This is a genomic window from Acinetobacter sp. A47, from assembly GCF_000805455.1.
In the GTDB taxonomy this organism is placed as follows: Bacteria; Pseudomonadota; Gammaproteobacteria; order Pseudomonadales; family Moraxellaceae; genus Acinetobacter.
Genome location: NZ_JSUS01000064.1, coordinates 44103 through 68787, shown reverse-complemented (window position 1 = coordinate 68787; position 24685 = coordinate 44103). Strand labels below are relative to the sequence as shown.

The 24685-nt window shown below is 45.4% G+C and carries 21 protein-coding genes; 13 read left to right on the top strand and 8 right to left on the bottom strand.

Annotation, left to right across the window (positions count from 1 at the left end; translation table 11 throughout):
• The first annotated feature begins 235 nt into the window (after nt 1-235).
• From OC23_RS12535 to OC23_RS12515, 5 genes are all read left to right on the top strand, one after another.
• Nucleotides 236-1054 (top strand): hypothetical protein, encoded by an 819-nt coding sequence (locus OC23_RS12535; RefSeq protein ID WP_038345199.1) that lies wholly within the window; start codon nt 236-238, stop codon nt 1052-1054.
• Between the two features lie 39 nt (nt 1055-1093).
• Nucleotides 1094-1279: a cbb3-type cytochrome oxidase assembly protein gene (locus tag OC23_RS12530; RefSeq protein ID WP_038345198.1), complete on the top strand. Its 186-nt coding sequence runs from the start codon at nt 1094-1096 to the stop codon at nt 1277-1279.
• 211 nt (nt 1280-1490) lie between these two features.
• Entirely contained in the window at nt 1491-3899 is a 2409-nt protein-coding gene (locus tag OC23_RS12525) for an FdhF/YdeP family oxidoreductase (protein ID WP_038345604.1), read from the top strand.
• Nucleotides 3900-3922: 23 nt separating this feature from the next.
• Nucleotides 3923-4711 (top strand): formate dehydrogenase accessory sulfurtransferase FdhD, encoded by a 789-nt coding sequence (fdhD, locus tag OC23_RS12520; protein ID WP_038345196.1) that lies wholly within the window; start codon nt 3923-3925, stop codon nt 4709-4711.
• Nucleotides 4712-4795: 84 nt separating this feature from the next.
• Nucleotides 4796-5737 (top strand): Dyp-type peroxidase, encoded by a 942-nt coding sequence (locus OC23_RS12515; RefSeq protein WP_038345195.1) that lies wholly within the window; start codon nt 4796-4798, stop codon nt 5735-5737.
• 169 nt (nt 5738-5906) lie between these two features.
• On the opposite strand, the gene OC23_RS12510 is transcribed toward OC23_RS12515, so the two are convergent.
• The 4 genes from OC23_RS12510 to OC23_RS12495 form a co-directional block, all read right to left on the bottom strand.
• Entirely contained in the window at nt 5907-6395 is a 489-nt protein-coding gene (locus tag OC23_RS12510; RefSeq protein ID WP_038345194.1) for a hypothetical protein, read from the bottom strand.
• Between the two features lie 420 nt (nt 6396-6815).
• The gene (adeC, locus tag OC23_RS12505) at nt 6816-8219 is read right to left on the bottom strand and encodes an AdeC/AdeK/OprM family multidrug efflux complex outer membrane factor (protein WP_038345192.1); all 1404 of its coding nucleotides are present in this window, start codon (nt 8217-8219) and stop codon (nt 6816-6818) included.
• 79 nt (nt 8220-8298) lie between these two features.
• Nucleotides 8299-11409 carry an efflux RND transporter permease subunit gene (locus tag OC23_RS12500; RefSeq protein ID WP_038345191.1) on the bottom strand — a complete coding sequence of 1037 codons (3111 nt, stop codon included), beginning with the start codon at nt 11407-11409 and terminating at the stop codon, nt 8299-8301.
• On the bottom strand, nt 11409-12554 hold the full coding sequence (locus tag OC23_RS12495) for an efflux RND transporter periplasmic adaptor subunit (RefSeq protein ID WP_038345190.1): 1146 nt from the start codon (nt 12552-12554) through the stop codon (nt 11409-11411). The genes OC23_RS12500 and OC23_RS12495 overlap by 1 nt, the downstream gene beginning before the upstream one ends.
• 146 nt (nt 12555-12700) lie before the next feature.
• Between OC23_RS12495 and adeR the strand changes: the two genes are divergently transcribed.
• Entirely contained in the window at nt 12701-13426 is a 726-nt protein-coding gene (gene adeR / locus OC23_RS12490) for an efflux system response regulator transcription factor AdeR (protein WP_038345189.1), read from the top strand.
• 26 nt (nt 13427-13452) lie between these two features.
• Here the strand turns inward: adeR and OC23_RS12485 are convergent, their stop codons facing one another.
• Nucleotides 13453-13725, bottom strand: a complete 273-nt coding sequence (locus OC23_RS12485; RefSeq protein ID WP_038345188.1) for a transporter suffix domain-containing protein — start codon at nt 13723-13725, stop codon at nt 13453-13455.
• A gap of 149 nt (nt 13726-13874) precedes the next feature.
• Between OC23_RS12485 and adeS the strand changes: the two genes are divergently transcribed.
• Nucleotides 13875-14945, top strand: a complete 1071-nt coding sequence (gene adeS / locus OC23_RS12480) for a two-component sensor histidine kinase AdeS (protein ID WP_038345187.1) — start codon at nt 13875-13877, stop codon at nt 14943-14945.
• Nucleotides 14946-15130: 185 nt separating this feature from the next.
• A complete protein-coding gene (locus OC23_RS12475) occupies nt 15131-16063 on the top strand; it encodes a TauD/TfdA dioxygenase family protein (protein ID WP_038345186.1) in 933 nt (310 codons plus the stop codon).
• A gap of 29 nt (nt 16064-16092) precedes the next feature.
• Here OC23_RS12475 and OC23_RS12470 read toward each other — a convergent pair whose 3' ends face one another.
• Nucleotides 16093-16710, bottom strand: a complete 618-nt coding sequence (locus tag OC23_RS12470) for a TetR/AcrR family transcriptional regulator (protein WP_038345185.1) — start codon at nt 16708-16710, stop codon at nt 16093-16095.
• A 488-nt stretch (nt 16711-17198) separates the two neighbouring features.
• Here OC23_RS12470 and OC23_RS12465 point away from each other — a divergent pair, with 488 nt between their 5' ends.
• The 5 genes from OC23_RS12465 (at nt 17199) to OC23_RS12445 (ending at nt 22876) form a co-directional block, all read left to right on the top strand.
• Entirely contained in the window at nt 17199-18158 is a 960-nt protein-coding gene (locus OC23_RS12465; protein WP_038345183.1) for a metal-dependent hydrolase, read from the top strand.
• Nucleotides 18159-18366: 208 nt separating this feature from the next.
• Nucleotides 18367-19341, top strand: coding sequence for a metal-dependent hydrolase (locus tag OC23_RS12460; protein ID WP_038345182.1), 975 nt, complete (start codon nt 18367-18369; stop codon nt 19339-19341).
• 39 nt (nt 19342-19380) lie between these two features.
• Nucleotides 19381-20205 (top strand): SDR family NAD(P)-dependent oxidoreductase, encoded by an 825-nt coding sequence (locus OC23_RS12455; RefSeq protein ID WP_038345181.1) that lies wholly within the window; start codon nt 19381-19383, stop codon nt 20203-20205.
• Between the two features lie 177 nt (nt 20206-20382).
• Nucleotides 20383-21903 carry a flavin-containing monooxygenase gene (locus OC23_RS12450; RefSeq protein ID WP_038345179.1) on the top strand — a complete coding sequence of 507 codons (1521 nt, stop codon included), beginning with the start codon at nt 20383-20385 and terminating at the stop codon, nt 21901-21903.
• 94 nt (nt 21904-21997) lie between these two features.
• Entirely contained in the window at nt 21998-22876 is an 879-nt protein-coding gene (locus OC23_RS12445; RefSeq protein ID WP_038345178.1) for a class I SAM-dependent methyltransferase, read from the top strand.
• 57 nt (nt 22877-22933) lie between these two features.
• Here OC23_RS12445 and OC23_RS12440 read toward each other — a convergent pair whose 3' ends face one another.
• Nucleotides 22934-23710, bottom strand: a complete 777-nt coding sequence (locus OC23_RS12440; RefSeq protein WP_038345177.1) for a M48 family metallopeptidase — start codon at nt 23708-23710, stop codon at nt 22934-22936.
• A gap of 203 nt (nt 23711-23913) precedes the next feature.
• Nucleotides 23914-24621: a cAMP-activated global transcriptional regulator CRP gene (gene crp / locus OC23_RS12435; protein WP_038345176.1), complete on the bottom strand. Its 708-nt coding sequence runs from the start codon at nt 24619-24621 to the stop codon at nt 23914-23916.
• Between the last annotated feature and the right edge of the window lie 64 nt (nt 24622-24685).

Sequence of the window (24685 nt, the reverse complement as noted above, 5' to 3'; positions counted from 1 at the left end):
TGGTTTATCATCCATTCTTCTACTGTATATGAGTAGATACAATTTCTTCTTGTTTTTTTATAACAGATCAGTTGACCTGCAATGATCTGTTATATTTTTTTAGCAAAATTCTGTAGCTATCCAGAGGTTTGTATCTTATTCAAAATAACATAAGCAACGACGCAATGTGTTAAATATTGATCACGCATTGTAATTCGTTGGAATACTCCAGATTCTGAGCGAATGGCGCATGACTATGTTTATCACCCGAGAACTGAATGCATTGATCCGGCTTTTTCAGGGCTGTGTTCCTTCGCAGGCGGTACAAGAGCAGTTACGTGTTGAGTATGTCAATCTTGAAGCGACCTTGTTAAGGGGCAAGGTGCTTAGGGATTTTTCTACCCAGCAGGTCACTTATATTGCCCAGGCTGAAATAGGGGAAGATGATGCTGATCTTGGCTATTTATTTGCTCCGTTTATCATTGCCAACCTGAATCAGCCAGTGATTTATACCACGCCGGTTACCGCTGCAGTGCTTGATATTTTGTGCCCGTACTATCAGGCCGAAAAGCGTATCAACCTTAAAATCGAAGAAGTTATCAATAGTCTCAGGCTTTATATTGATCTGGTTGACAGCCCGGAAGCAGAGGCCGATTTTCTGTTTCGTGCCCTGATCAAGGCACTGTGTCGCACGGATGTGTTTCAGATTTTTCTGGTGACCCATTTACAGGTTGATCAGGAACAGCTGCATCGTCTGGAAGATTATTTTGATGTGAACATTGAGGTGATTGGTGCCGGGAGGGCTGACACGGTGTTGTCAGGTGAATTGATCAATACCCGCAAATTATTGTTTAAAAATAAAGATGAGCTGCACAAAACGCTGTGTAGCCTGTTTTCGGGTTTAAATGCCAGACTGGTTGCACAAGTTGGCCGGTTCAGCTCATCTCAGGCGGCCCATTTGATCGAGGATATGTTTTATTCGGAACATATTTTTGAAAAGTTATCGGTTTATGCCGAATACATGCAGACCCGTATCCAGAATGGGGCGAGCTTTAAGATTTTGTCCATGCGATAGGGCATATCTCAATTTACTATTTGAACAGGAGTTACATTCATGGCTCAGCAGCAATCCGGATTTCCATATCTTGCAGTCGGGATCAGCATTTTATTAGGCTGTTTGTTTCTGGTGTTGTTCTTTTTGGCAGTAACTCACCAGCCAGATTATATGCCTTCCCGACAGAAGCAGAATGCAGCACATGTGCAACCTTCCGGCGCTATAAACAAGCAAGCGGAAACCTGAACAGCAGGTGCTTTTGGCAAGGCATGCTGGTGCCCCGGCTCTTGCTGCCCAGCCGCTCAGGCCGCTGGATATGGTGATGACTATTTAGACCGGGACAGAATCAGGCTGGCTGAAAGCGAGCATGAGACAAAACTGGCATGGAAAAGAAACACAATTCATGTTAATCCTATCTGTAGCAAATGTTAAAAATAGCTCAGATGAGGGCAACCTGATGGATAATTCAGAACAAACTATTCACAAGCAAGAGAATACGAGCTACGCAAGAATTGAGCCTTATACTCAACCGGCAGGTGGCTGGGGGGCATTATTAAGTGTTGCTAGGAATTTGAAAAGACAGGATATTTTAAAAAAAGGTTCGATTACATTATTAAATATCAACCAGCCTACAGGTTTTGACTGTCCCGGATGTGCATGGCCTGAAAAAAAGGATGCACATGCCTTTAATTTTTGTGAAAACGGTGCCAAAGCGGTTGCGTTTGAAGCCACCAGTAAAACTGTTACGCCCGAGTTTTTTGCGCAGCATACGGTCAGCTGGCTTGCCGAGCAGAACGATTTCTATCTGGAAGACCTCGGACGCCTAACCGATCCAATGCGTTATGACCCTATTTCGGATAAATACGTACCGATTTCATGGGATGACGCTTTCCAGTTGATTGCCAAGCATTTACAGGCACTGGATCATCCGGATCAGGCCGCATTTTATACTTCTGGTCGCGCCAGCAATGAAGCTGCCTTTTTATACCAGCTTTTTGTCAGAAGCTTTGGTACCAATAATTTCCCTGATTGTTCCAATATGTGTCACGAAACGACCAGTGTCGGTTTAAAAGACTCGATTGGTCTGGGTAAGGGAACCGTGATTCTGGATGACTTTGATCAGGCCGACGCCATTTTTAGTTTTGGGCATAACCCCGGCACCAATCACCCACGTATGTTGGCGACCTTGAGAGAGGTGTCCAGACGCGGGGGCAACATTATCGCGATTAACCCGATTAAAGAACGCGGTCTGGAGCGTTTTCAGGACCCGCAGGCTCCGCTAGAGATGATGACCAATGGCAGTACCCCGATTAGCCGCTATTATTTCCAGCCCAAAATCGGTGGTGATTATGCCTTGATGTTCGGGGTAATGAAGCATTTGCTGGAATGGGACCGGCAGGCCCTTGCCAAAGGTAAATCCAGTGTTTTTGATCGTAGTTTTATCGAGAAAAATACGCAAGGTTTCGAGGCGATGCTTGCTGAAGTGGAACGCACCGAATGGTCACAGATTCACAAGCACACCGGCCTGCCACCGGAACAGCTTGAATCGATTGCCAAGATGTATCTGGAGGCAAAAACCGCCATTTTCTGCTGGGGGATGGGGATTACTCAACATCGTCATGGAACGGCCAATATCCATATGCTGGCCAACCTGATGCTGGCGAGAGGGCATATTGGACGTCCCGGTTCAGGTTTATGTCCGGTACGCGGTCACAGCAATGTACAGGGTGACCGTACCATGGGCATCAATGAAAATCCGAGCGATGCCTTGCTGGACAGTATTGATCGTGTCTTTGGCATCAAGTCACCGCGTAAACATGGTTTTGGCGTGGTAGATACCATCAAGGCGATGTATGAGGGCGATGTCAAAGTATTTATTGGCCTGGGCGGTAACTTTGCGGTAGCGACTCCCGATACCCCATATACCCAGGAAGCTTTACGCCGTTGTAACCTGACCGTGAACATTACCACCAAGCTTAATCGCAGCCATCTGGTCTGTGGTCAGGATGCCTTGATGTTGCCTTGTCTGGGCCGTACCGAAGTGGATATGCAGGTGCATGGGCCACAGGCGATTTCAGTTGAAGACTCGATGAGTAACGTGCATCTTTCGGCAGGGCGTAATCCGCCAATTTCTGAAAATATTTTATCCGAGCCTGATATTGTCGCCCGTATGGCTGAGGCAGCCTTGCCCGACAGCTCGATTAAATGGCGCTGGTATATTGAAAGTTATGACCGTATCCGGGATTCCATTGCAGAGGTCTTTGATGAATTTCATGACTTTAACCAGCGGGTCTACCAGCCCGGCGGTTTCCATTTAGAGCATCCTGCCAACCAGCATGTCTGGAACACACCAAGTGGTAAAGCACAGTTCCTGATTACACCATTGTCCGAAGTGTATGAAGATAAAGAAAATCAGTATGCCGCTGCCTATACTGAGCAGCAGGTGTATACCTTGATGACCACACGTTCGCATGACCAGTACAATACCACCTTATATGGTCTGGATGACCGTTATCGTGGTGTATTCGGGCAACGCCGTGTCTTGTTTATGAATCAGGCAGATATTGACGCTGCGGGCTTTGAGGCCGATCAGTGGGTTGATATCGAAAGTGTATTTTCAGATGGTGTGAAACGGATTGTGCATAGTTTCCGTATCGTGCCTTATAACATTCCACGGGGAAGTCTGGCGGCTTATTATCCAGAAACCAATCCGTTGGTGGCTTTGGGTAGCCACGACAAATATGCCAAAATCCCTGCATCAAAAAGCATTCCGGTGATCTTGCATGCCGGGCAGGCACCGGCACATTTTAATCTGGCTGTAGAGGTTGATCCTGAACATGCCAATGAACGTGTGGGTGGCGTATAGCTATTCAAGCAGTGAGGGCTGGGGTGGATACCAAAACACAAGGTTATGAAACGGTGCAGGTGCACCGTTTTGATGGGGAGATGTTTGCCGATGAAATGGACTATATTGTACAGGAATATCCTGTTGCATTGATCTATAACGGGATTTCTCATGCCGTGATGATGGCAACCCCTTCAGATCTTGACGTGTTTGCCAAGGGGTTTAGCCTGTCAGAAGGAATATTATCAAGCCTGAGTGAACTATATGCGCTTGAGATCAGTCAGAATGATCTGGGAATACAGATCGAAATGACGATTTCATCGCGTGCATTTATGGCTTTAAAAGCGCACCGGCGAATGATGGTCGGACGTACCGGTTGTGGGTTATGTGGTATCGAAAGCCTGCAACAGTTTTATACCGGTTTACCTGCAGTGACCACCCATCGGCAGGCCAAATGGCTTGACCAGATTCCGGAGGCGGTGAGACAACTCAAGGCCCGCCAGAAAATTAGTGAATTAACGGGTGGTGCGCATGCTGCGGCCTGGATCGTTGATGGCGAAATCACTGCTCTGTTTGAGGATGTCGGAAGACACAATGCCCTGGATAAGTTACTCGGTCATCTGGCCGAGCAAAAACTGGATATTGCCAACGGGTTTGTGATGATGACCAGCCGCGCCAGTTATGAGCTGATCCGTAAATGCGCCCAATCCAATATTGCACTATTGGCGACCATTTCGGCACCGACCAGTATGGCAATCGAGATGGCAAAAAAACTCAATCTCAGCCTGGCCAGTTTCTGTCGTGGTAAAAGTTTTGTTTTATATACAGGATAATCGTAAATATTTGTGATGTTAGGACTGTTTCTGTACATGATTTGTGTAGGATATAAACATTAAGTTCTTCTATTCCTAAACGTTATGAATGTTCCTTTAAGACCTCAGCCTGTGATCAATAACCTTTCAGGTGAAAATGCATTATTTATTGTACTCGGCCTCAATAGCAATCCTGACCATTCCGGGGTAATTGATTGCCTTGCCAATTTTTCAGCACTGGTACGCAGCCTGACCCACCGTTTTCCACACAGTAATTTTAGTGCCTCTGTCGGCATTGGCTCGAATGCATGGGATATCCTGTTTCCTCACCATAATAAACCCAAAGAGCTTACGCCTTTTCAGGAAATCAAGGGGCCAAGGCATACAGCAGTCGCTACGGCTGGAGACCTGTTCTTTCATATCCGTGCCAATCAGATGGCGATTTGTTATGAGCTCGCTTCAATACTGCATGAGCAATTAAAAGCAGATACCTATCCGATCAGTGAAACCAAGGGGTTCAGATACTTTGATGGTCGTGCCATTCTTGGCTTTGTGGATGGAACCGAAAACCCTGAACATGAAATTGCCAGAGAGATTGCCTATGTCGGACAAGAAGATGCCGAATTCCTTGGTGGCAGTTATGCGTTTATCCAGAAATACCTGCATAACATGGAAATGTGGAAGGGCCTAAGCACTGAAGAACAGGAAAAGGTGATTGGCCGGAAAAAATATGATGATGTCGAGCTGGGTGATGATGTCAAACCGCAAAGTGCGCATAATGTCGCGAGTAAGGCACATGATGCTGAAGGGAACGAGCTTAAAATCTTGAGAGCCAATATGCCATTTTCCAATCCGACTGAAGGGGAATATGGTACTTTCTTTATCGGCTATTCACGCTCTTTTAACATCACCAAAACCATGCTGGAAAATATGTTCCTGGGGAAAGAAACCGGACATGTTGATCGCTTACTGGATTTTAGTACCCCTGTTTCAGGCAGCTTATTCTTTGTTCCTAGCTTTGATTTTCTTGAAGATTTAGGCGAATAAGTTGAATCCGCTGAAATAAATCAGCTTATTTCAGCGGGAAAGTGTTTATGGGGAATAACAGATTCGTGGGCTGTCTCAGACCAGCCGGAAGTCACGTTGGTATTGATATGCCTGAGTGTACCGGTTTTATAGCATTCTGAGCGAATTGGCAGAGGAAAACCTTCAAATGTTAATTACAGTTTTTCTTTAAAAGTCCGTCAGGGATTTTTTTTTGATATAAAAAAAACTTGTGCAAAATTGCTTTATTTTTTTGCCCGACGATGAAGTCATTTTTAATAAGTTCCATTTTATTGTTGCTGTCAGGGCTTTCATCATGAGCAATAAGCTCTTGCAAATCATCATTAATAGCCAACAAAGCGTTTGGATATCTATATTTTAAATAGGATGTTTCTATTAAATTATTCTTTTTAAATTTAAAACGATAGTTTTCTTGTCCTGATTCTCTGTAGATATTTAAGATAAGTAAGCAGAGTTGTCCTTCTTTATGTAATTCAATGCCTCCACCTTCTGGACTTATATCCTCATCGGTTAAATCCAGGGAAAATATAGCTGGTTCATTCGCTTTAACATTTTGATTTTCTATCATATTAAAGGCTGCTAAAACAGCGAAAGCGGATAAGAAAAACCCGAATTTTTTTGCCAATTTATTGAAGGTCATATTTCACCTTTAGAGGAATGTCAGCCGCCGCTTTTGAGTCAACTATTTCAATGAAGCCATACTGTTAGCTGTTTTAGGCTGGCCATGGGAAGATCAATGATTGCTTTTCAATTTCTATCCGCCCATTTTATCCGGTCGCTTTTCAAACTTGGGCTACTTTGCTTAAAGCAATGGTTGTGACACATGCTTCAATTGACCCAAGTATCACAACTTCATTTGATTTATATATCCAGTCCTGTAAAACAGGGGAGGGCCTTGTTTTGCATATTCCTAATCATACTTTACCCTCCCATGTTTCTGTTAACCTAAATTATTGGAATCATAAATGATTTAAACTTTCTAGCTAAAACAAGATGTCTAATTCCATGCAAGAAAACCACAACCTGCCTTGACTAGAAACCGGATGTAAAAGATACAACTTTAAGCTACTGGTCGGGATAACCCGCCACCCAAAGCCTTATATAACTCAATCTGGTTATTCAGCTTGATTTGTTCCAGTCCTAACAAGCCTTGCTGGGCGGCATAGGCAGAACGCTGCGCATCCAGCACGGACAGGTAACTGTCAATACCTGCTCTAAAACGGGCCGAGGATAATGTATAGGTGGTATGGGTTGCAGCAACCAAACGGCGTTGGGCATTCAAACGTTCATCCAGATGGGCACGGGCAGCAAGGGCATCATTTACTTCACGAAAAGCGGACTGAATGGTTTTTTCATAATCAGCCAGTGCAATTTTTTGTTCTGTTTCGGTCATTTGAATATTGGCTTTACGGGTTCCCCAGTCAAAGACCGGAATATCAATACTTGGGCCAACTGACCAGGAGAAACCTGCTGATTTGAATAAATCTTTGAGATCTGCCGAGGCATATCCCGCTGAACCTGTCAGGCGAATAGTCGGGAACATACGGGCCTTGGCTGCGCCAATATTCGCCCCGGCAGCACGTAATTGATATTCAGCAGCTTTTAGGTCTGGACGGTTATTCAGTAGATCACTGCTTAAGCCTGTTGCAAAGCTGGTTTCAGCACTAATCGTTTGTATAGCTTGCTGGGGCAGAAGATGCTGAGGAACTGTTTGACCTGCCAATAGGTTTAATAAGTTTTGTGCCTGTGAAACACGGGTCTTATAGGCCGCAACATCATTGCGGGCGGTTTCAACCGAAATCTGTGCCTGACGTAACGGCACCTCGCTATCAATCCCGACATCAAAACGTTTTTTGTTCAGGTTATAAGCGTCGAGCTGTGCGGTTAGGGTCTGTTCAGCCAGATTTAAACTGGCTTTGGCATAGGCATAGTCTACCCATGCCTGGCTAACCTGACTTACCAGACTAATCTGGGCGGCATCTCGGGCGCTCTGGGTGGCAAGGTAATGGTTCAGTGCTGCATCTTTTAAACTTTGTACACGGCCCCAAAAATCCAGCTCATAAGCCGTCATCCCTAAACCGACTTGAAAAGTTGAATAGGGATTGTTTGGATTTACAGATGGATTCACCTGTCGTACCGCACTACCATTTGCTCCAATAGTAGGCAGCTGCTCATTTTTACTGATCTGATATTGCTGTTGTGCGCGTTGAATATTCAGCATTGCTATACGTAAATCACGGTTGTTATTTAAGCTGATTTCAATCACTTGTAATAAACGTGGGGCAGAAAAAAATTGTTGATAACCCTGATGGGCAATCGAAGTCCCAGCCGGAGCTTGGGAAAAGTTTTGTGAAATATCCGGTTTGATCATCGGCTGGGGAGCCTGCAGGTTCATACACGCCGTCAAGGCCATTGAAAGTGTAGAGATAAGCAGGCCACGAGATAAGACAGTCGCTTTAGACATGGTCTTCTCCATATAAAATAGGGGGATGTAGCGTGGTAGAGGCAGAGGAAAGTAAATGGTTTCCTCTACCCAACGTCATTTAAGTCGGATTTTTCTGCTTGGGAGCAAACAGTTTTTCGACTGCGCCCAAAACAAAGATAAAGAACACAGGCACAAAGAAGATTGCCAGAATCGTGGCCGAGATCATGCCGCCAAATACGCCCGTACCCAAGGCATGCTGTGTTTCTGAACTGGCGCCTGATGCAATCACCAGTGGAATCACTCCACAGGTAAAGGCCAGGGAGGTCATCAGAATCGGGCGTAAACGTAGTTTGGCTGCGGCAACGGTGGCCTCAATTAAACTCATGCCTTCTTCCTTTAACATCTTGGCAAATTCGACGATCAAAATGGCGTTCTTGGCAGAGAGCCCAATAATGGTAATCAGGCCGATTTTAAAGAACACATCGTTCATCAGTCCACGTGACATGATTGCAATCACGGCACCAAAAATACCTAGAGGCACCACCAGCATCACTGAAAGCGGAATGGCCCAGCTTTCATAAAGTGCCGCAAGTACCAGAAATACCACCAGCATGGAGAGAGCAAGCAAGAACGCCATCTGTGATTCGGACTGTTTTTCCTGCAAGGATATACCGGTCCACTCATAACCAATGCCTTTTGGTAACTTGGCGATCAGGTTCACCATTTCACGCATGGCATCGCCGGAGGAAGTATCAAAATTCGGAATACCGGCAATGCTTAACGATGGGCGACCGTTATAGCGGTTATATTGCTGCGGTGCCTTGTTCCATTGAGGCGTGACCACTTCAGATAAAGAAACCAGTTGACCGCTTGAACCTGCAACTTTCAGGTTCAGAATGTCTTTTAACTGCATCCGTGACTTGGCATCCACCTGTACAATCACCTGTTGCATACGTCCCTGATTGGGGAAGTCATTGATGTACATTGAGCCCATTGACGTCGAAATGATGTCGGAAACATCCGAGAATTTCACGCCCAAAGCATTGAGTTTTGCACGGTCAATTTTCAGCGAAATATTGTCACCTTGTGGCAGGCCTTCATTCCAGACCATATAAAACTTTTTATTCTTGGCCGCCATTGCCATGAGCTGGTCTTGTGCTGCCAGAAGTGCTGGCATGCCTAAGTTGGCACGATCTTGCAAACGTAAACTGAAACCGGCAAAAGTCCCCAGCTCATCAATGGCAGGTGGAAGCACCGCCATGGTGGCACCTTCTTTACTATGTGCCATGGTTTCATTGACCGCATTGGTCATTTCGCTGGCACTTGATGTCCGCTCTTTAAAATCTTTGAGTGTGGTAAAAGCCAAGGCAACGTTTTGGCCTGCGCCACTAAAGCCCCAACCCATAATAGTGGTATTGCTTTTCACATTCGGGTTGTCTTTCAAGCTGTTCTCAAACTCGTTCACCACAGCTCGCGTTCTTGCAGCCGTCGCATCGGAAGGTAACTGGAAAGTGGTCAGAAACCAGCCCTGATCTTCTTCTGGCATAAAGGCGGTTGGCCAGTATTTCATTCCTGCAAAGGTGAGACCGGTAATGATCACAAACATCGCCATCATTGGAAGACTATGCTTGATCACTTTTAGCAAGATCAATTCATACTTCTTGGTGACTTTGTCGAAGCTACGGTCAAACCAGGCAAAGAAACCTTTCTTTTGGTGGTGCCCGTCAATCGGTTTCAGGATAGTGGCACAGAGCGCCGGAGTCAGGATCAAGGCCAGTAATGCCGAGAACAGAATCGACACCGACATGGTCAGGGTAAACTGTTGATAGATGATGCCGACCGAACCACTGGCAAAGGCCATCGGCAGGAACACAGCGGCCAGCACCAGGGTAATCCCGATAATCGGACTGGTGATTTCCTTCATGGCCTTGGAAGTGGCTTCTTTGGGAGCCAGTCCTTCGGTTGCCATGATCCGTTCGACGTTTTCTACCACCACGATTGCATCATCGACGATAATCCCGATGGCAAGCACCATACCAAACATGGTCAGTACGTTAATCGAGAAGCCAGCCATGAGCATGACCGCAAAGGTACCTAGCAGGGCAATAGGGGCAACAATGGCGGGAATCAGGGTATAACGCACATTATGCAGGAACAGATACATCACGATGAAAACCAGCACCATGGCTTCCAGCAAGGTATGGATCACTTTTTCGATTGAAATCTTGACAAAAGGCGCCGTGTCATAAGGAATCGTAAACTGCATGCCTTCAGGCAGGTTGAGTTTTAACTCTTCAATTTTGGCGCGGACACCTTCGGCGGTTTTTACTGCATTGGCACCCGGACTGAGCTGGATAGCTGCCGCTGTTGCGGGTTGACCATTTTCTAAAATGGCAAAGTTGTATGCCTGAGAGCCGATCTCGACTCTGGCAACATCGGACAGTTTGATCACGCTACCACTGGTCTTGCTTTTCAGGCTAATGTTCTGGAATTGCTCGACATTGTCCAGTTGCCCCTGGGCAGAGAGAGGCACGGTGATAAGCTGGCCTTTTTCAGCGGGCAGGTCGCCAAGCCGTCCGGGTGCAATCTCGACATTGTTCTCACGGATGGCATTGTTGACATCACTGATGGACAGGCCGTAAGACACCAGCTTGTTGGGATCAACCCAGATCCGCATGGCTTTTTCTGCACCGAAGGATTGAACTTTACCTACGCCTTCAACGCGTTTCAGTTCTTCCACCACGTTACGGACCAGATAGTCACTCAGGTCTACTTCGGAATATTGTCCATTGGGGGAGTTAATCCCGACCAGCATCAGGAAGCCTGATGAAGAGGCCTCCACCTGTAAGCCTTGTTGCCGAACCACTTGCGGCAGGCGTGCTTCAACGGCCTTGATCTTGTTTTGTACATCTACCTGTGCCATTTCTACATCGGTACCTGGTTTAAAGGTCGCCGAAATCTCTGCGGTACCCGAGGTATCTGTGGTTGAGCTATAGTAGAGCAGGTTTTTTACCCCGGACAGTTCTCTTTCGATCAGGGTAACCACACTGTCATTAATGGTTTTTGCCGTTGCACCCGGATAGGTGGCACTAATATTGACCTGCGGGGGCGCGACGCTGGGAAAGCGGGCAATCGGGAGTTTCGGAATACTCAGTAGCCCAAACAATATAATAAAAATCGCAATCACCCATGCAAACACGGGACGGCGAATGAAGAATTGAGACATCATCATTGAGCTCCTTGTACTGCCGGCACTTTCCAGTTGCTAATCTCAAGTTTTTGATTTGGCTGGATACGCTCGATACCTTCTACCACCACTTTATCGTCGCTTTTTAGACCTTTATTGGCGATATAGAACTGGTCATATTGCTGTCCCAGTTCAATTGGACGCACTTCTGCTGCACCTTTGGCATTGAGGACATAAACCTGCGGTTCACCATTGATATTGCGCTGAATGGCCTGAGCAGGAACAAGCAGCGCTTGCGGAATAGAAGCACGGTCAATATTGACGCGTACATACATGCCCGGAAGCAGTTTGCGCTCAGGATTCTGGACTTCGATCCGGATGGTCACATCACCGGTTTCGGGGTCCACATTGATATCTTCAAACAGCATTTTCGCGGTGACGTTATAGGCCTGACCGTGACTATTGGAAATACGCACACTTTTTTCATTATTGGCAGACAATTCACCACGTTGTAGTGCAGCCTGCAAACGTTCATATTCACCAATCGACTGTTTGACATCAACATAGACCTTATCGATCTGCTGTACCGTAGCCATGGTGTTGGCATCGCCCTGACTGACCAATGCACCTTCGGTCACAAAGGACTGACCAATACGGCCCGAAATCGGGGCACGCACGGTGGCATATTGCAGGTTCAGGTTTTGACGGGTCAGTAGCGCTTTCATCTGGGCGACATCGGCCAAGGCCTGACGGTATTCAGCCTGGGCATTACTGACTTCCTGCTTACTGATTGCGTTGCTTGGCAATAGCTGTTCATAACGCGCCAGTTGCACTTTTAAACGGGCGACCTCAGCTTCAGCCTTGTTTAGCGAGGCTTTGTTGCTGTTTACATCGGCCTGAAAGGTTTCGGCATTAATTTTATAAAGTGCTTGTCCGGCTTTGACTTCACTGCCTTGCCGGAACAGGACTTTTTCAATAATGCCGCCAACCTGGGGACGGATTTCTGCTGTCCGGTACGCCTGTACACGGGCGGGCAGGTTTTCACTAAAGTTCACCGATTGCGGCTGGATGCTAATAACACTGACTTTGGCAAGCGGTGTTTCAGCGGGCTTTGCCTGCTCGGAACCGCAGCCTTGCAATACCAGTCCGATGGATAAAAATAAGGGAAGTAAGAGCTGCTTTTGCATGCTATCCAGACCTAGGGAGTTTTTGATGCTGCTATTATTTTCGGGCTGTGTGTACTGACCATCACTGAAGTGTGGAAAAAGTGTGGAGATTGACAGGGAAATCGGCGTATCATTTCAAATGATTGTAATTATCCGGTGACTGATTCATGTTTGAAGCCTCATTTTCTTTTGATTGCCGCGATAAGCAGATTCTGGTCGTAGAAGATGAATACGAGATTGGCGATATCATTGAGCATTATTTGAAACGCGAAGGCATGCAGGTGCTTCGTGCCATGAATGGCAAGCAGGCAATAGAAATTCATGCAGCACAAGCTGTTGATTTAATCTTGCTCGATATCAAGTTACCTGAGCTCAATGGCTGGGACGTACTGGGCAAAATCCGCCAGAAGGCTCAAACGCCCGTCATTATGCTGACAGCGCTAGATCAGGATATTGATAAAGTCATGGCCTTGCGCATTGGTGCCGATGATTTTGTGGTTAAGCCTTTTAATCCCAATGAAGTGGTGGCACGTGTACAGGCCGTGCTGAGAAGGGCGCAACAAAATCAGCAAGTTCAACATAAAAACCTGCTTTATAAAAATATTGAGATTCATACAGATTTGCATAGTGTTTATGTCCGTCAGCAGGACAAAAAAATCATGCTGAATCTCACCTTGACCGAGTATAAGATCTTGCTGCTGATGATCGATCAGCCCTATAAGGTCTTTACTCGCGGGGAGCTGATGAATCATTGTTTACCTGATAGCGATGCACTGGAACGGACGGTGGATAGTCATGTCAGTAAGCTCAGGAAAAAACTGGAAGAGCAGGGCCTGCAACAGATGTTGATCAATGTGCGCGGGGTTGGCTATCGGCTAGATCACCCTGCGTAGTAAATATCTTTTGACTGGAACGGTTTTTAATTTAAGTCATCAGGACTTTTTTTATGGACTTTAAACGATGAAAACAGTCGTTTAAATCCAGTCTTGAGTTTGTCCCAATATTCTTTGCCTAACAGCGCAATAACAATCAATAACAGGATTTCGCCACCAATTGCCATTGTGGTCATCACCAGCGCTTTGTGCGGAATGTCCAGAAAAGGGACAATCGGAAAAGCGATCCAGTAAACTCCAACAATCGCCAAAAGGATAAAACCTGTTTTTTTACGCAGATTCAGTTGTTGATTCAGCATCAGTACCACATGTATACCATCTTCGATTTTGCTATTTTTTGGCAGCTTTGAGGAGGAATGATCAGGGAAGTGTGGAAAAAGTGTGTAAAGCATGAAAAAAAACAGCGTATCATGACACAGCAACAAAGCGGTGAACCGGGAAAATTGGCATGAAAAATAAGTCTGGTATCAGTAAACAGCTGTTTATTGCCTTAAGTATTGTGAATTTAAGCGTGACGCTTTTTTCTGTGTTACTTGGCTATTTTATCTATAACTATGCAATTGATGTCGGCTGGATCACCCTCAGTTCCTTGCAGGAAGACTGGACCGAATTTCATTTTATCGACTGGATCTGGCTTTCTACCGTGATCTTCTGTGGCTCGGTTATTTCATTGATCATTGGCATGCATCTGGCACAGCGTTTTATCAAGCCGATTAACTATCTGGCTGAGGCAGCCAAAAAGATCAGTCAGGGTGATCTTTCTGCACGGGCCGATGACAGCCAGATTCACTCTGCCGAAATAGCAGAACTGATGCATAACTTTAATGATATGGCGCAAAAGCTGGAAAGCTCTGTAGAAAATGCCCAGGTCTGGAATGCAGCCATTGCCCATGAACTGCGAACACCGATCACGATTTTGCAAGGACGCTTACAGGGCGTTTTAGATGGTGTTTTTCCGGCAGACGAAACTTTGTTTAACAGCCTGCTAAATCAGGTCGAAGGACTGTCACATCTGGTTGAAGACCTGCGAACCTTGAGTCTGGTTGAAAACCAGCAACTCAGGTTGAATTATGAAAGGGTTGATTTTAAGGCACTGACTGAAAAAGTATTAAAACTGTTTGAGCCACGTTTGCAACAGGCCAGGCTTGAACCGGTACTTCAGGTTGCCGCTCTTGAGGTGTACTGTGACCGCCGTCGTATCGAGCAGGTACTGATGGCCCTGATGGATAATGCAATCCGTTATGCCCATCCCGGGAAATTGTCTATTAGTTTGAAAATGGAATCGCAAAGCTGGATGCTGCAAGTGGCCGATGATGGTCCGGGCATCGCACCGCAATATCAACAGGATTTATTCAAGCCATTTTTTAGACTGGAACAGTCCAGAAATAAAGAATTTGGTGGAACGGGGCTGGGACTGGCGGTGGTGCATGCCATTGTTATCGCACATCGGGGCAGCATTGAATATCACAATCCGGCCAATAACAGCATGTTTACCATCAGCTTACCGCGACAGGCGTAGCTTTCCGGTGCAATATGGCTTATAGAAAAGCGTTTGCGATCAGCATAAAAAAGCCTAAGGTCATGCAAAAAACTTGGTTTTGTTGAGCAGATAAGTTGAATATATTGGCACAGTAACTGGTCGTTTTTATCTGTATTTGCATAAAAACAAAAATAATGCCCCTTAAGTCAGGAACAGCAACGACAATGACTGTATCAACACAACTCTCAGCTGCAATTGCCCAAGCCCCGCGCTGGTATGAATATCCAAAACCTGGTGTGGAGGCAATACATATTACACCAATCAATGCTGCCTTAGGTGCGGTTGTAACAGGTATGGATGCCAGCCAGCCACAAAGCTGGGAGGTTATCTTAAAGCTCAAGAAAGCTTTACAAGCGCATTTGGTTTTGGTGTTTAAGGCACAACAACTGGAAGACCATGAACTTCTGGCATTTGCCAGCTATTTTGGTGGGATCTTTCGCCCGCCAACAGATGTACATGTACTGGCCAGCAATCATCAGACCCTTGTTCCGCCAGATATCGTACCTGTGTCCAATGCCGTTGGTGAGGGCGACTATACCGGTCATGGCGAGTTGTCGCCGCATAGTGATCATCACTGGACTCCGCAGCCATCCAGTGGCTCATTGCTTTATGCAATTGAGCTTCCCGGCGAGGGTGGTGTGACCAGCTGGTACAATACCGTTCAGGCTTATGAAGACCTTGATCAGAAAACTAAAGACGAAATAGAAGGTCTTCAGCTGATAACCTATAATCCATTTCTGAGACGAACCGATAACAGTCAAATTCCCCGATATCGTTTTTCTGATCAACCTGTTTTAGGTGCTGCATTTCCTCATCCACTGGTCAGCACCCATCCGGAAAGTGGTCGACGCGGGATTTATCTCGATGCACAGACAGAAGTTGAAGTGGTGGGATATGACGACCAGAAAGGAGCTGCGCTGGTGGAACGGCTCAGGGCACATGTGGTACAGCCTAAATATCGCTATGAGCATCACTGGACAATTGGGGATATCGTCTATTGGGATAATCAGCTGACTTTACATTCACGTACCGCATTTCCTGCCGGGCAACGCCGTTTACTAAAACGTGTCAGTCTGGCAGGTGCACGGCCTTTTTAACCTCTGCCTGACTGGTGCACGCCGGATTTTCAAGGCTCGGCCTTGGCCAGTTCTGCCTCAATATAACTAATAATCATGGTGCTTAATCCTTTCACCATCTCATCAAAACTGATTTGGGGGTTGGGCAGGATGAGATGGCGTGCGACATTAAAAATACTGCTGTTGATACTGATATATGCGGTTACACTCAGGTTATTCACTTTTAAGTAACGGGGATGGCGAATCATGTATTTCATCAATACTTCCATCAGGGCCATCTCGATCTGCCCGATATATTTTTCGTACTTGAGTTCAGTTGCGTAACGCAGGCAGATCAGGTAGCGGTCATCATCACGGGTGAGCAGGTCTCTGAAAGTATAAAAAATCATTTCAAACAAGGGCTCTAGCTCTTGTTCAATCATGATCGGGGTGAGCTCTTTCACCATATCCAGCACTTCTTTGACAAAGGTTTTTGCCATCGCGTCATAAATTTCTTCTTTGTTCTTGAAATATTCATAGAGCGAGCCAACGCTTACGCCTGCGATATCGGCAATATGTCGCGTTGTGGTGCCGCTGGTACCGTTGGTTGCCACGGCAATAAAGCCGGCTTCAATAATGGTGTCTACCGTGACTTTGGCACGTGACTGGCGTGGTTTGCGTGTTGCCATAAAATTTTTTATTAAAATCCGAACATAACGTCAGATTAACATGCCGCTTAATCTGTGCAAAGCAGGGGTGAATTAATCCGAACAAATAAAATTACTAATGATTTTATTTAAATTTTAAATGTGTAATAAACTATAGGTGAGGAGAAATCCTGTTCCCTAAAAAACAACTGTTTTTATTTTTGTTTTTCTTATATCTAATTAATAATTATATAAAAAACAGATGATTTAAAATTTTACAGATTTTTTATAAAGCATATGTATACATCTGCAAGACGACAAAAACCCCACGAATATGCCGCACAAAATTACCCGAATTGAATCCGAACATAAGATCGGTTTACAGTGGTTGCAGTAAAGGAACCGGTCCATCAAAATCTCCCGAATGTTTTTTCGTAAATGACAGGCAAAAGCGAATACGAAAAGAAATGGACCAGATGCAATGCATGTAAAAGGGCAAAAAACGCTCAAGTGAGTAGGTAGGTGTAGCCATGATTAGCAGCACATTCAAGAAAGGTTTAAGCCTATTTAAGCCAAACCCGATAACTGAGCAAATTGATTTTGCGAGTAAAAAAACCATTCCAATCCGCCATCTGGCCATTGGATTTGAAGGCAAGGAAGTTGATTTGTCATTTTACATGAACAATCAGTTCGCTACGATTTTCTTCGCAACCTTGTCTGTATTTTTGACTTATGGTGAAGATCTGGTCATTGAAACTGCCCGTCACCATCGTGACCTGTTAAAAGATCCGGTTTTAAAACAGCGTGTGACGTCCCTGATCGGGCAGGAAGCCATTCACTCAAAATTACATAACGAATTTAACGATGCCATTGTTGAGCTGGGCTATCCGGTCAAACTCTACCGTTTCCTTGGGGAAACCTTCTTTGAACTGGTTTTCCTGAAATTTCCACAGCCTTTAAAACTGTCCCTGATGGCCGGTATTGAACATTTTACTGCGGTATTGGCAGAGTACATGATGGCGCATGAGCAGAATTTTTATTTCTCGGAAGATGCCAAAACACGTGCCTTGTGGATGTGGCATATGCTGGAAGAATCAGAACATAAAGATGTCGCCTATGATGTCTACCAGACATTAAATGGCAATTATGCCTTGCGTATTGCAGGTTTCTTCCTTGCCTATTTCACCATTCTTGGCCTGATCCCGATGACCACAACCTGGGTTCCTTTGTTACGCAAGCCTCAGGAAATGCTGACTGCCAAATTCTGGAAAGATGCGGCACGTGGTGTGAAGCTGGTATTTAGTCCTAAAGATGGTGTTTTTGGAAGTACCCAAGGCCGCATTTTCGATTATTTGCGTCCTGACTTTCATCCAAATGATCATGATGCATCGGCGTACTTTGAGTACTACGAAAAGAAACTTTTATCAGAAGGAGGGGCTTTATATCCGTTCTTTGTAAAAGAGTTCACACCAAAGGTGCAAGCCGCTTAATGCGGTGTGATGAAGTATGCGTGACAGACATGGTAATGCCCGCCGGGTTGGCAAAAAAGCTCAGCGCGTGATGAGCAGTTTGGTTCTTGTTGCCTACATTGCGGTCATGCACTATGCAAATCAAACCATCTTATCCATTCGCTGTATATAGAGATGTACAAATTGGCTAAGCCTTTTAAGTTGTAATGCAGTTTTAGGGGATCAAGATATGGTCGCTCAAGTTCTTCGTAATGTTTTTTCAGACAAACTCAGTAGCAAATATCAGGGGATGGTTAAAAACCTGGCGAGTAAATCACCGATTCCGATTCGCCATTTTGACTTCAAGTTCAACCCTGCGGAACTGGATGAAAAGTTCTTTTTAAATAAAGAGCTGGCGACGTCTTATTTTCATGCCTTATCCATTTTTTTGACCTTTGGTGAAGATGTCGTCATTGCAACGGCACGTCATCACCGCGATTTTATTGAAGATCCGGTCTTGAAACAAAGGCTTACTTCACTTATTGGTCAGGAGGCGATTCATTCCAAAATCCATAACCAGTTTAATGATGAAGTCCTGAAAGAAAATGGTTATCCGGTGGAGTTGCTGCGTGCCATTGCTGGCAAGGTGTTTGATTATGGCATTTATAAGCTTCCTCAGTCTTTACAGCTTTCATTGATGGCCGGTATTGAGCATTACACTGCCGTTCTTGCCGAGTTCATGATGCAGCATGAAGACTATTTACTGGGTTCACAAGATGAAAGACAGCGTGCCATGTGGATGTGGCATATGCTGGAAGAGTCAGAGCACAAAGATATTGCCTACGATGTGTTTCTGGAATTATCCGGAGATTACTGGCTCAGAATTACAGGTTTCCTGTTGGCCAGCGTGACCATTTTAGGTGGGGTGTCACTGGGTGGCTATCTGATGCCATTTATACGCAAACCAAGTAACCTGATCAACCCGCGCTACATGAAAGATATTGTGGAAAGTACCGCATTGTTATTTGGCAGCGAACGTGGCGTATTTGGTAGCAGTTTCATGCATATTCTGGAATACCTGCGTCCGGGTTTTCATCCAAATGACCACGATACGACAGCGTATATGGCGTACTACAAAGAGCGTTTACTCAACCCTGAAACAGGTTTGTTAAGTCCTTATTTCCTGAAAGAGTTTGTACCGCCTGTGCGTGCTGCGTCTGCATAACCTGGCTCAAGTCCATAACAGATTGCTGGAAAAACAATGATGAGATTATTTGCAAAGAAAACCAAGCCAAGCCAGAACGCATTTGCTGTGGTGACGGGGGCCGGCAGTGGCATCGGACGTAGTTTTGCACTGGAACTGGCAAAACGTGGCGGTACGGTGGTCTGCTCGGATATCAACTTGGATGCTGCCAAGGAAACTGTTGCACAGATTGAAGCCTCGGGCGGTAAAGCGTTTGCGGTGGAGTGTGATGTCGGCAATGCCAAGCAGGTCGAAAAACTCGCAGAGCAGGCCGAGCAATTGATGCAGCATCCGGCTACACTGGTCATCAATAATGCCGGAGTTGGCCTCGGGGGCAAGTTCGATGAAACGTCGCTGGAAGACTGGAAATGGGTCTCCGATATCAATTTATGGGGAGTGATTCACGGTTGCCATTATTTTGTGCCGAAATTTAAACAGCTTGGACACGGGGCGATTATCAATGTGGCTTCTGCTGCTTCCTATACAGCCGCGCCTGAAATGACGGCATATAACGTGACCAAAGCCGGTGTAAGGGCTTTATCGGAAACATTATCTGCCGAGCTGCGTAAGCATAACATCAAGGTAAATGTACTTTGTCCGACATTGGTTCCCACCAACATTATCAAGAATGGCAAAGTCCCGCATAAAGGCATTCTGGACTATGCACTGACCAATCTGGCTTTTACCACCAGTGACAAGGTCGCAAGGCTGACACTGGATCGTCTGGATAAAAATGAGTTGTATACCATTCCGCAAATCGATGCCAAGTTGTTCTGGCTGATGAAACGTACTGCACCAAATTTATATGCAAAATTGTTGGGTACATCATACCGGTTTATGAAATAGCCCAAGCAGAGAACAGCTTTGACCGATCTTATGGCCACAACCACGACATCGGTTTTTCGGAAATGCGAAACCATATTTCCGAAGATAGGTTAAGCCAAAGTTTAATGACGAAATTTAGATGTGAACCCGGCAAGGCGCCGCTTTAACACATCTACTGATTGATGAAAGGATTTTTAAATGACAGCTCAAGCAAAAAAATTAAATTCAGCTGAAGGAAAGGCTTTACCCTCACACATTTACGATACCTTTATCGTCGGTGCAGGGATTTCTGGTATTGCGACTGCCATTCGCCTGGATCAGGTCGGCTATGACAATTACAAGATCATCGAAAAAGCCACCCGTGTTGGGGGGACCTGGCGTGAAAATACCTATCCGGGTTGTGGCTGTGATGTTCCGTCAGCCTTATATTCTTACTCTTTTGCCCCAAGTGCAAAATGGAGTCATCTGTTTGCACGCCAGCCGGAAATCCTGAGTTATCTTGAGGAAGTCAGTGAAAACTTTGGTATCAGTTCAAAAATCGAATTTGGTACAGAGCTCCTGAATGCAGCCTGGGATCAACAGCGCCATCTCTGGGTAATTGATACCAATAAGGGACAGTTTCTTTCCAAGACCGTGATTTTTGCCACAGGTCCGATCACCGAAGCACAAATTCCAAAACTGGAAGGACTGGAAACCTTTAAGGGAGAAATGTTCCATTCCGCCAAATGGAACCATGATTATGATTTAACAGGCAAACGTATTGCCGTTATCGGTACGGGTGCATCTGCGATTCAGTTTGTCCCGCAGATTCAGCCAAAAGCAAAACAACTGTATGTCTTTCAGCGTACGGCGCCGTGGGTGGTACCAAAACCCGACACTGATCTGGGAGACATGAGCAAGGCACTGATTGAAAAGTTTCCACTGATTCAAAAAACCTGGCGTAAAACCGTTGCCCAGTCGCTAAATGCAATCAATTTCGGATTACGCAATCCAGCCGTGCTAAAACCGGTCGGTGAGCTGGCCAAACTGATTTTACGCTTCCAGGTTGAAGATCCTGAATTACGGAAAAATGTAACTCCGAACTTTACTATCGGTTGCAAACGTTTGTTGTTTGCCAACAATTACTACCCGGCTTTACAGCAACCGAATACCAAACTGATTCCTCACGGACTGGTGAAAGTGGAAGGCAATACGGTTGTTTCTGCCAATGGCGAGCGTCATGAAGTGGACGTCATTATTTGGGGGACGGGTTTCGAGGTGTCTCATCCTCCGATCGGCAAGCGGGTCTCAAACGAAAAGGGCGAATGCCTTAACGATTTATGGAAGAGCAGTTCGCCAGAAGCATATCTGGGAACCAGCATTGAAAACGTACCGAATGCTTTCCTGATTTTAGGCCCGAACGTATTGGTTTATGACTCGTTCATCGGACTGGCAGAAGCACAACTCGACTATATTGTTGATGGCCTGCTTAAAATCAGGAATGAAGGGATTAGCAAATTGTCAATCAAGCCAGAGGTGATCAAGAAACATAATGAGCTGGTACAAAAGCATCTAAAAACAACGGTATTTAATGCAGGCGGATGTAAAAGCTATTATCTGGATGCAAATGGCCGTAACTTTGCAGCTTGGCCGTGGTCGCTAAAAAAATTGAAGCAACGTTTGAAGCATCTTGATTTGAATGATTACCAAGTCACCTATCAGACTGAAAAGACCCGCTGATTTGTAGCTTGCCCATAAACCGAGCAGTAAATTTTATCTGAGGATGGAGTTTGCTGCTTATTTTTTGTCAGTTAAAAAAATATAAGGACATGCCATGAAAGAAGGACAATCGAGTCGCACGGCTGAAGCGGCGGCAGCCTTACGTGCCAATCACTTTCAAAATGCTGCCAATCCTGTTTTTGCCGATCCGTTTGCATTTGAGCTGACCAGTAAAGGCTGGAAAACTTTACTGCGCATGCCGCTTACCGTCAAAGTCATGAATTCATCCGTATTTAACCGTACATTCGGTTTATTGACTGGACAAGTGGTCGGGCGTTCACGCTATGCAGAAGACCAGCTCAATGCCGCGATTGGACGTGGTGTGACACAATATGTACTGGTAGGGGCCGGGCTAGATTCATTTACCTTGCGACAGGCACAACAATTTCCGGAGCTCAAGATCTATGAGCTGGATCATCCCGATACTCAAGCCAGCAAGCAGAATAAATTACGTCAATTTGGCGATTTCCCTGCCAATGTCGAGTTTGTGCCGATCGATTTTGAAAAGCAATCGATTGCCGATGCTCTGGCGCGTAGTTCATTCAGGCAAGAGCAGGCGGCTTTTTTCTCATGGTTGGGGACTACCCATTATCTGGAACCGCAAACGACTTTACATACACTGGCAAGTATCGCACAGGTTGCAGCTCAAGGTAGTGAGGTGGTACTGGACTATTCGATTGACTATCATGAACTTAAAGGAGTAGAGCGTTTAGGGGTTCTGTTTGTGTCCCAATTTACCCGCTGCTTGAAGGAACCACTAAAAGGACAGTTTAGGCCAAAGACATTGCATCAGGCCATGATTCAAATGGGATATGAAATAATCGAGGATTTATCAGGAAACGGTTTGAGTGAGCGTTATTTTCAGGCACGGCCTGATCATATCCGGCATACCGTTGCAACGCATATGTTGCATTTAAGGTTAATTCGGCCTTAAAGTCTTTTGCAATAAAAACCCTTAAATGCTGAGGCGCATTTAAGGGTGGATGGCAGTTTAGCGACGTTTATTATAAACGGCCAGAGCAGCTGGCAGGTTTTTACGCATATCGCTGATACGTTGTGTATTGGATGGATGCGTTGACAGGAACGAGCTGCCACCAGCGCCGTCTAAGCGGTTCATTTTTTCCCACAGGCTAATTGCAGCATTCGGGTTATAGCCGGCTTTTGCCATCAGCATTAAACCGCCGTAATCTGCACGGCTTTCCAGATTACGCGAGTAAGGCAAGCCAATACCGACCTGGCTACCCAAATCGATTGCAGCACTGCCAAGATCACCAATGCTGCTACCTGCGTAGGATTTGCCAATCCCGATAGCAAGGTTGGTTAGAGCCTGTGCACCAATTTTACTTTTTGCGTGCTCTTCCAGGGCATGGGTCATTTCATGGCCCATAACCGCTGCAATTTCATCATTGGTCAGGTTGAGCTTGTTGACAATGCCGGTATAGAACACAACTTTACCACCTGGAGCAACATAGGCGTTGACCGTATCAGATTTGAGGACTGCAAGCTGCCAGTCAAAACGTTGACCAGTCTGGTTCATCTGGTCAGCATAAGGCTTTAAGCGGTTAAAAACGGTATTGATGCGTTGATACGTACTCGAGCTGCTATCCAGCTGGTTTTTAGCACGTGCTTCTTGAGTCATCTTTGCAAAACTTTGTGCAGATTGTGCATTTAGGGTCGCACTGTCTGCTCCCGCCATATCTGCAAACGAGGCGCAGCCAGAAATTGTCATTACAGTTACAGCACACAGGCTCAAGGCGAATTTCTTCATACTTATTCTCTCCAAATCAGTATCTTATCAATATAGTCATGATCACGGTGGATTATAAAAAATGTTTACAACAGTTAACATTCTGAATATCTCTATAATCATTGTAATTATGTAATCAGCAATTGTTCTATTGAGTGCATTAAAAATAAAAAACCAGTGATGTGGCACTGGTTTTATCAAAATTGAGCTGAAGCTAGATCAAATCAATCTTCGTCATCATAATCATCTTCAGAGAAGGTGTTTTCTTCCAAAGATGCATCAAAAATCAAGATTGCCTTACCATCAGTCTGGATCATGCCCTGATCTTCAAGGGTCTTGAGGACACGTCCGACCATTTCACGGGAACAACCCACGATACGGCCGATTTCCTGACGGGTAATACGAATCTGACGACCATTTGGCAAAATCATTGCTTCAGGCTGAGCAGAGAGATCAATTAAACAACGCGCAATACGGCCAGACACATCAATAAAGGCCAGATCGGTTACTTTTCGTGTGGTATTTTTAAGACGACGAACCAGTTGGGCAAATACAGCGTAACTTAAGTCCGGATATTGTTTACTTAACTCGTGGAAATTGTCGTAAGAGATTTCTGCAATTTCACAGACATCTCGGGTACGTACTTCTGCGGTACGTTGAGGGTTCTTTTCAAAAAGCCCCATTTCGCCAAAGAAATCGCCCGGGTTGAGGTAGGCAACTACGATTTCACGTTCGTCATCTTCACGTAAGATAATTGACACTGAACCTTTTAATATTAAATACAGTGATTTTGATTCCGTTCCAGCGTCAACAATCGTGGTGCGTTTAGGATATCTATTAATATGAGCACGTTTTAGCAAAGCTTTTACTGATTCAGGAAGTTGACCTGGAGATAAAGCATCAGTGCTAAGTTGTGAAAAATTTGAAGTCATGCTTAAAATTTCCGAATTTGGATAAAACCGATCGCACAGACCCTTGGAAGAGCCTTTTCTACAC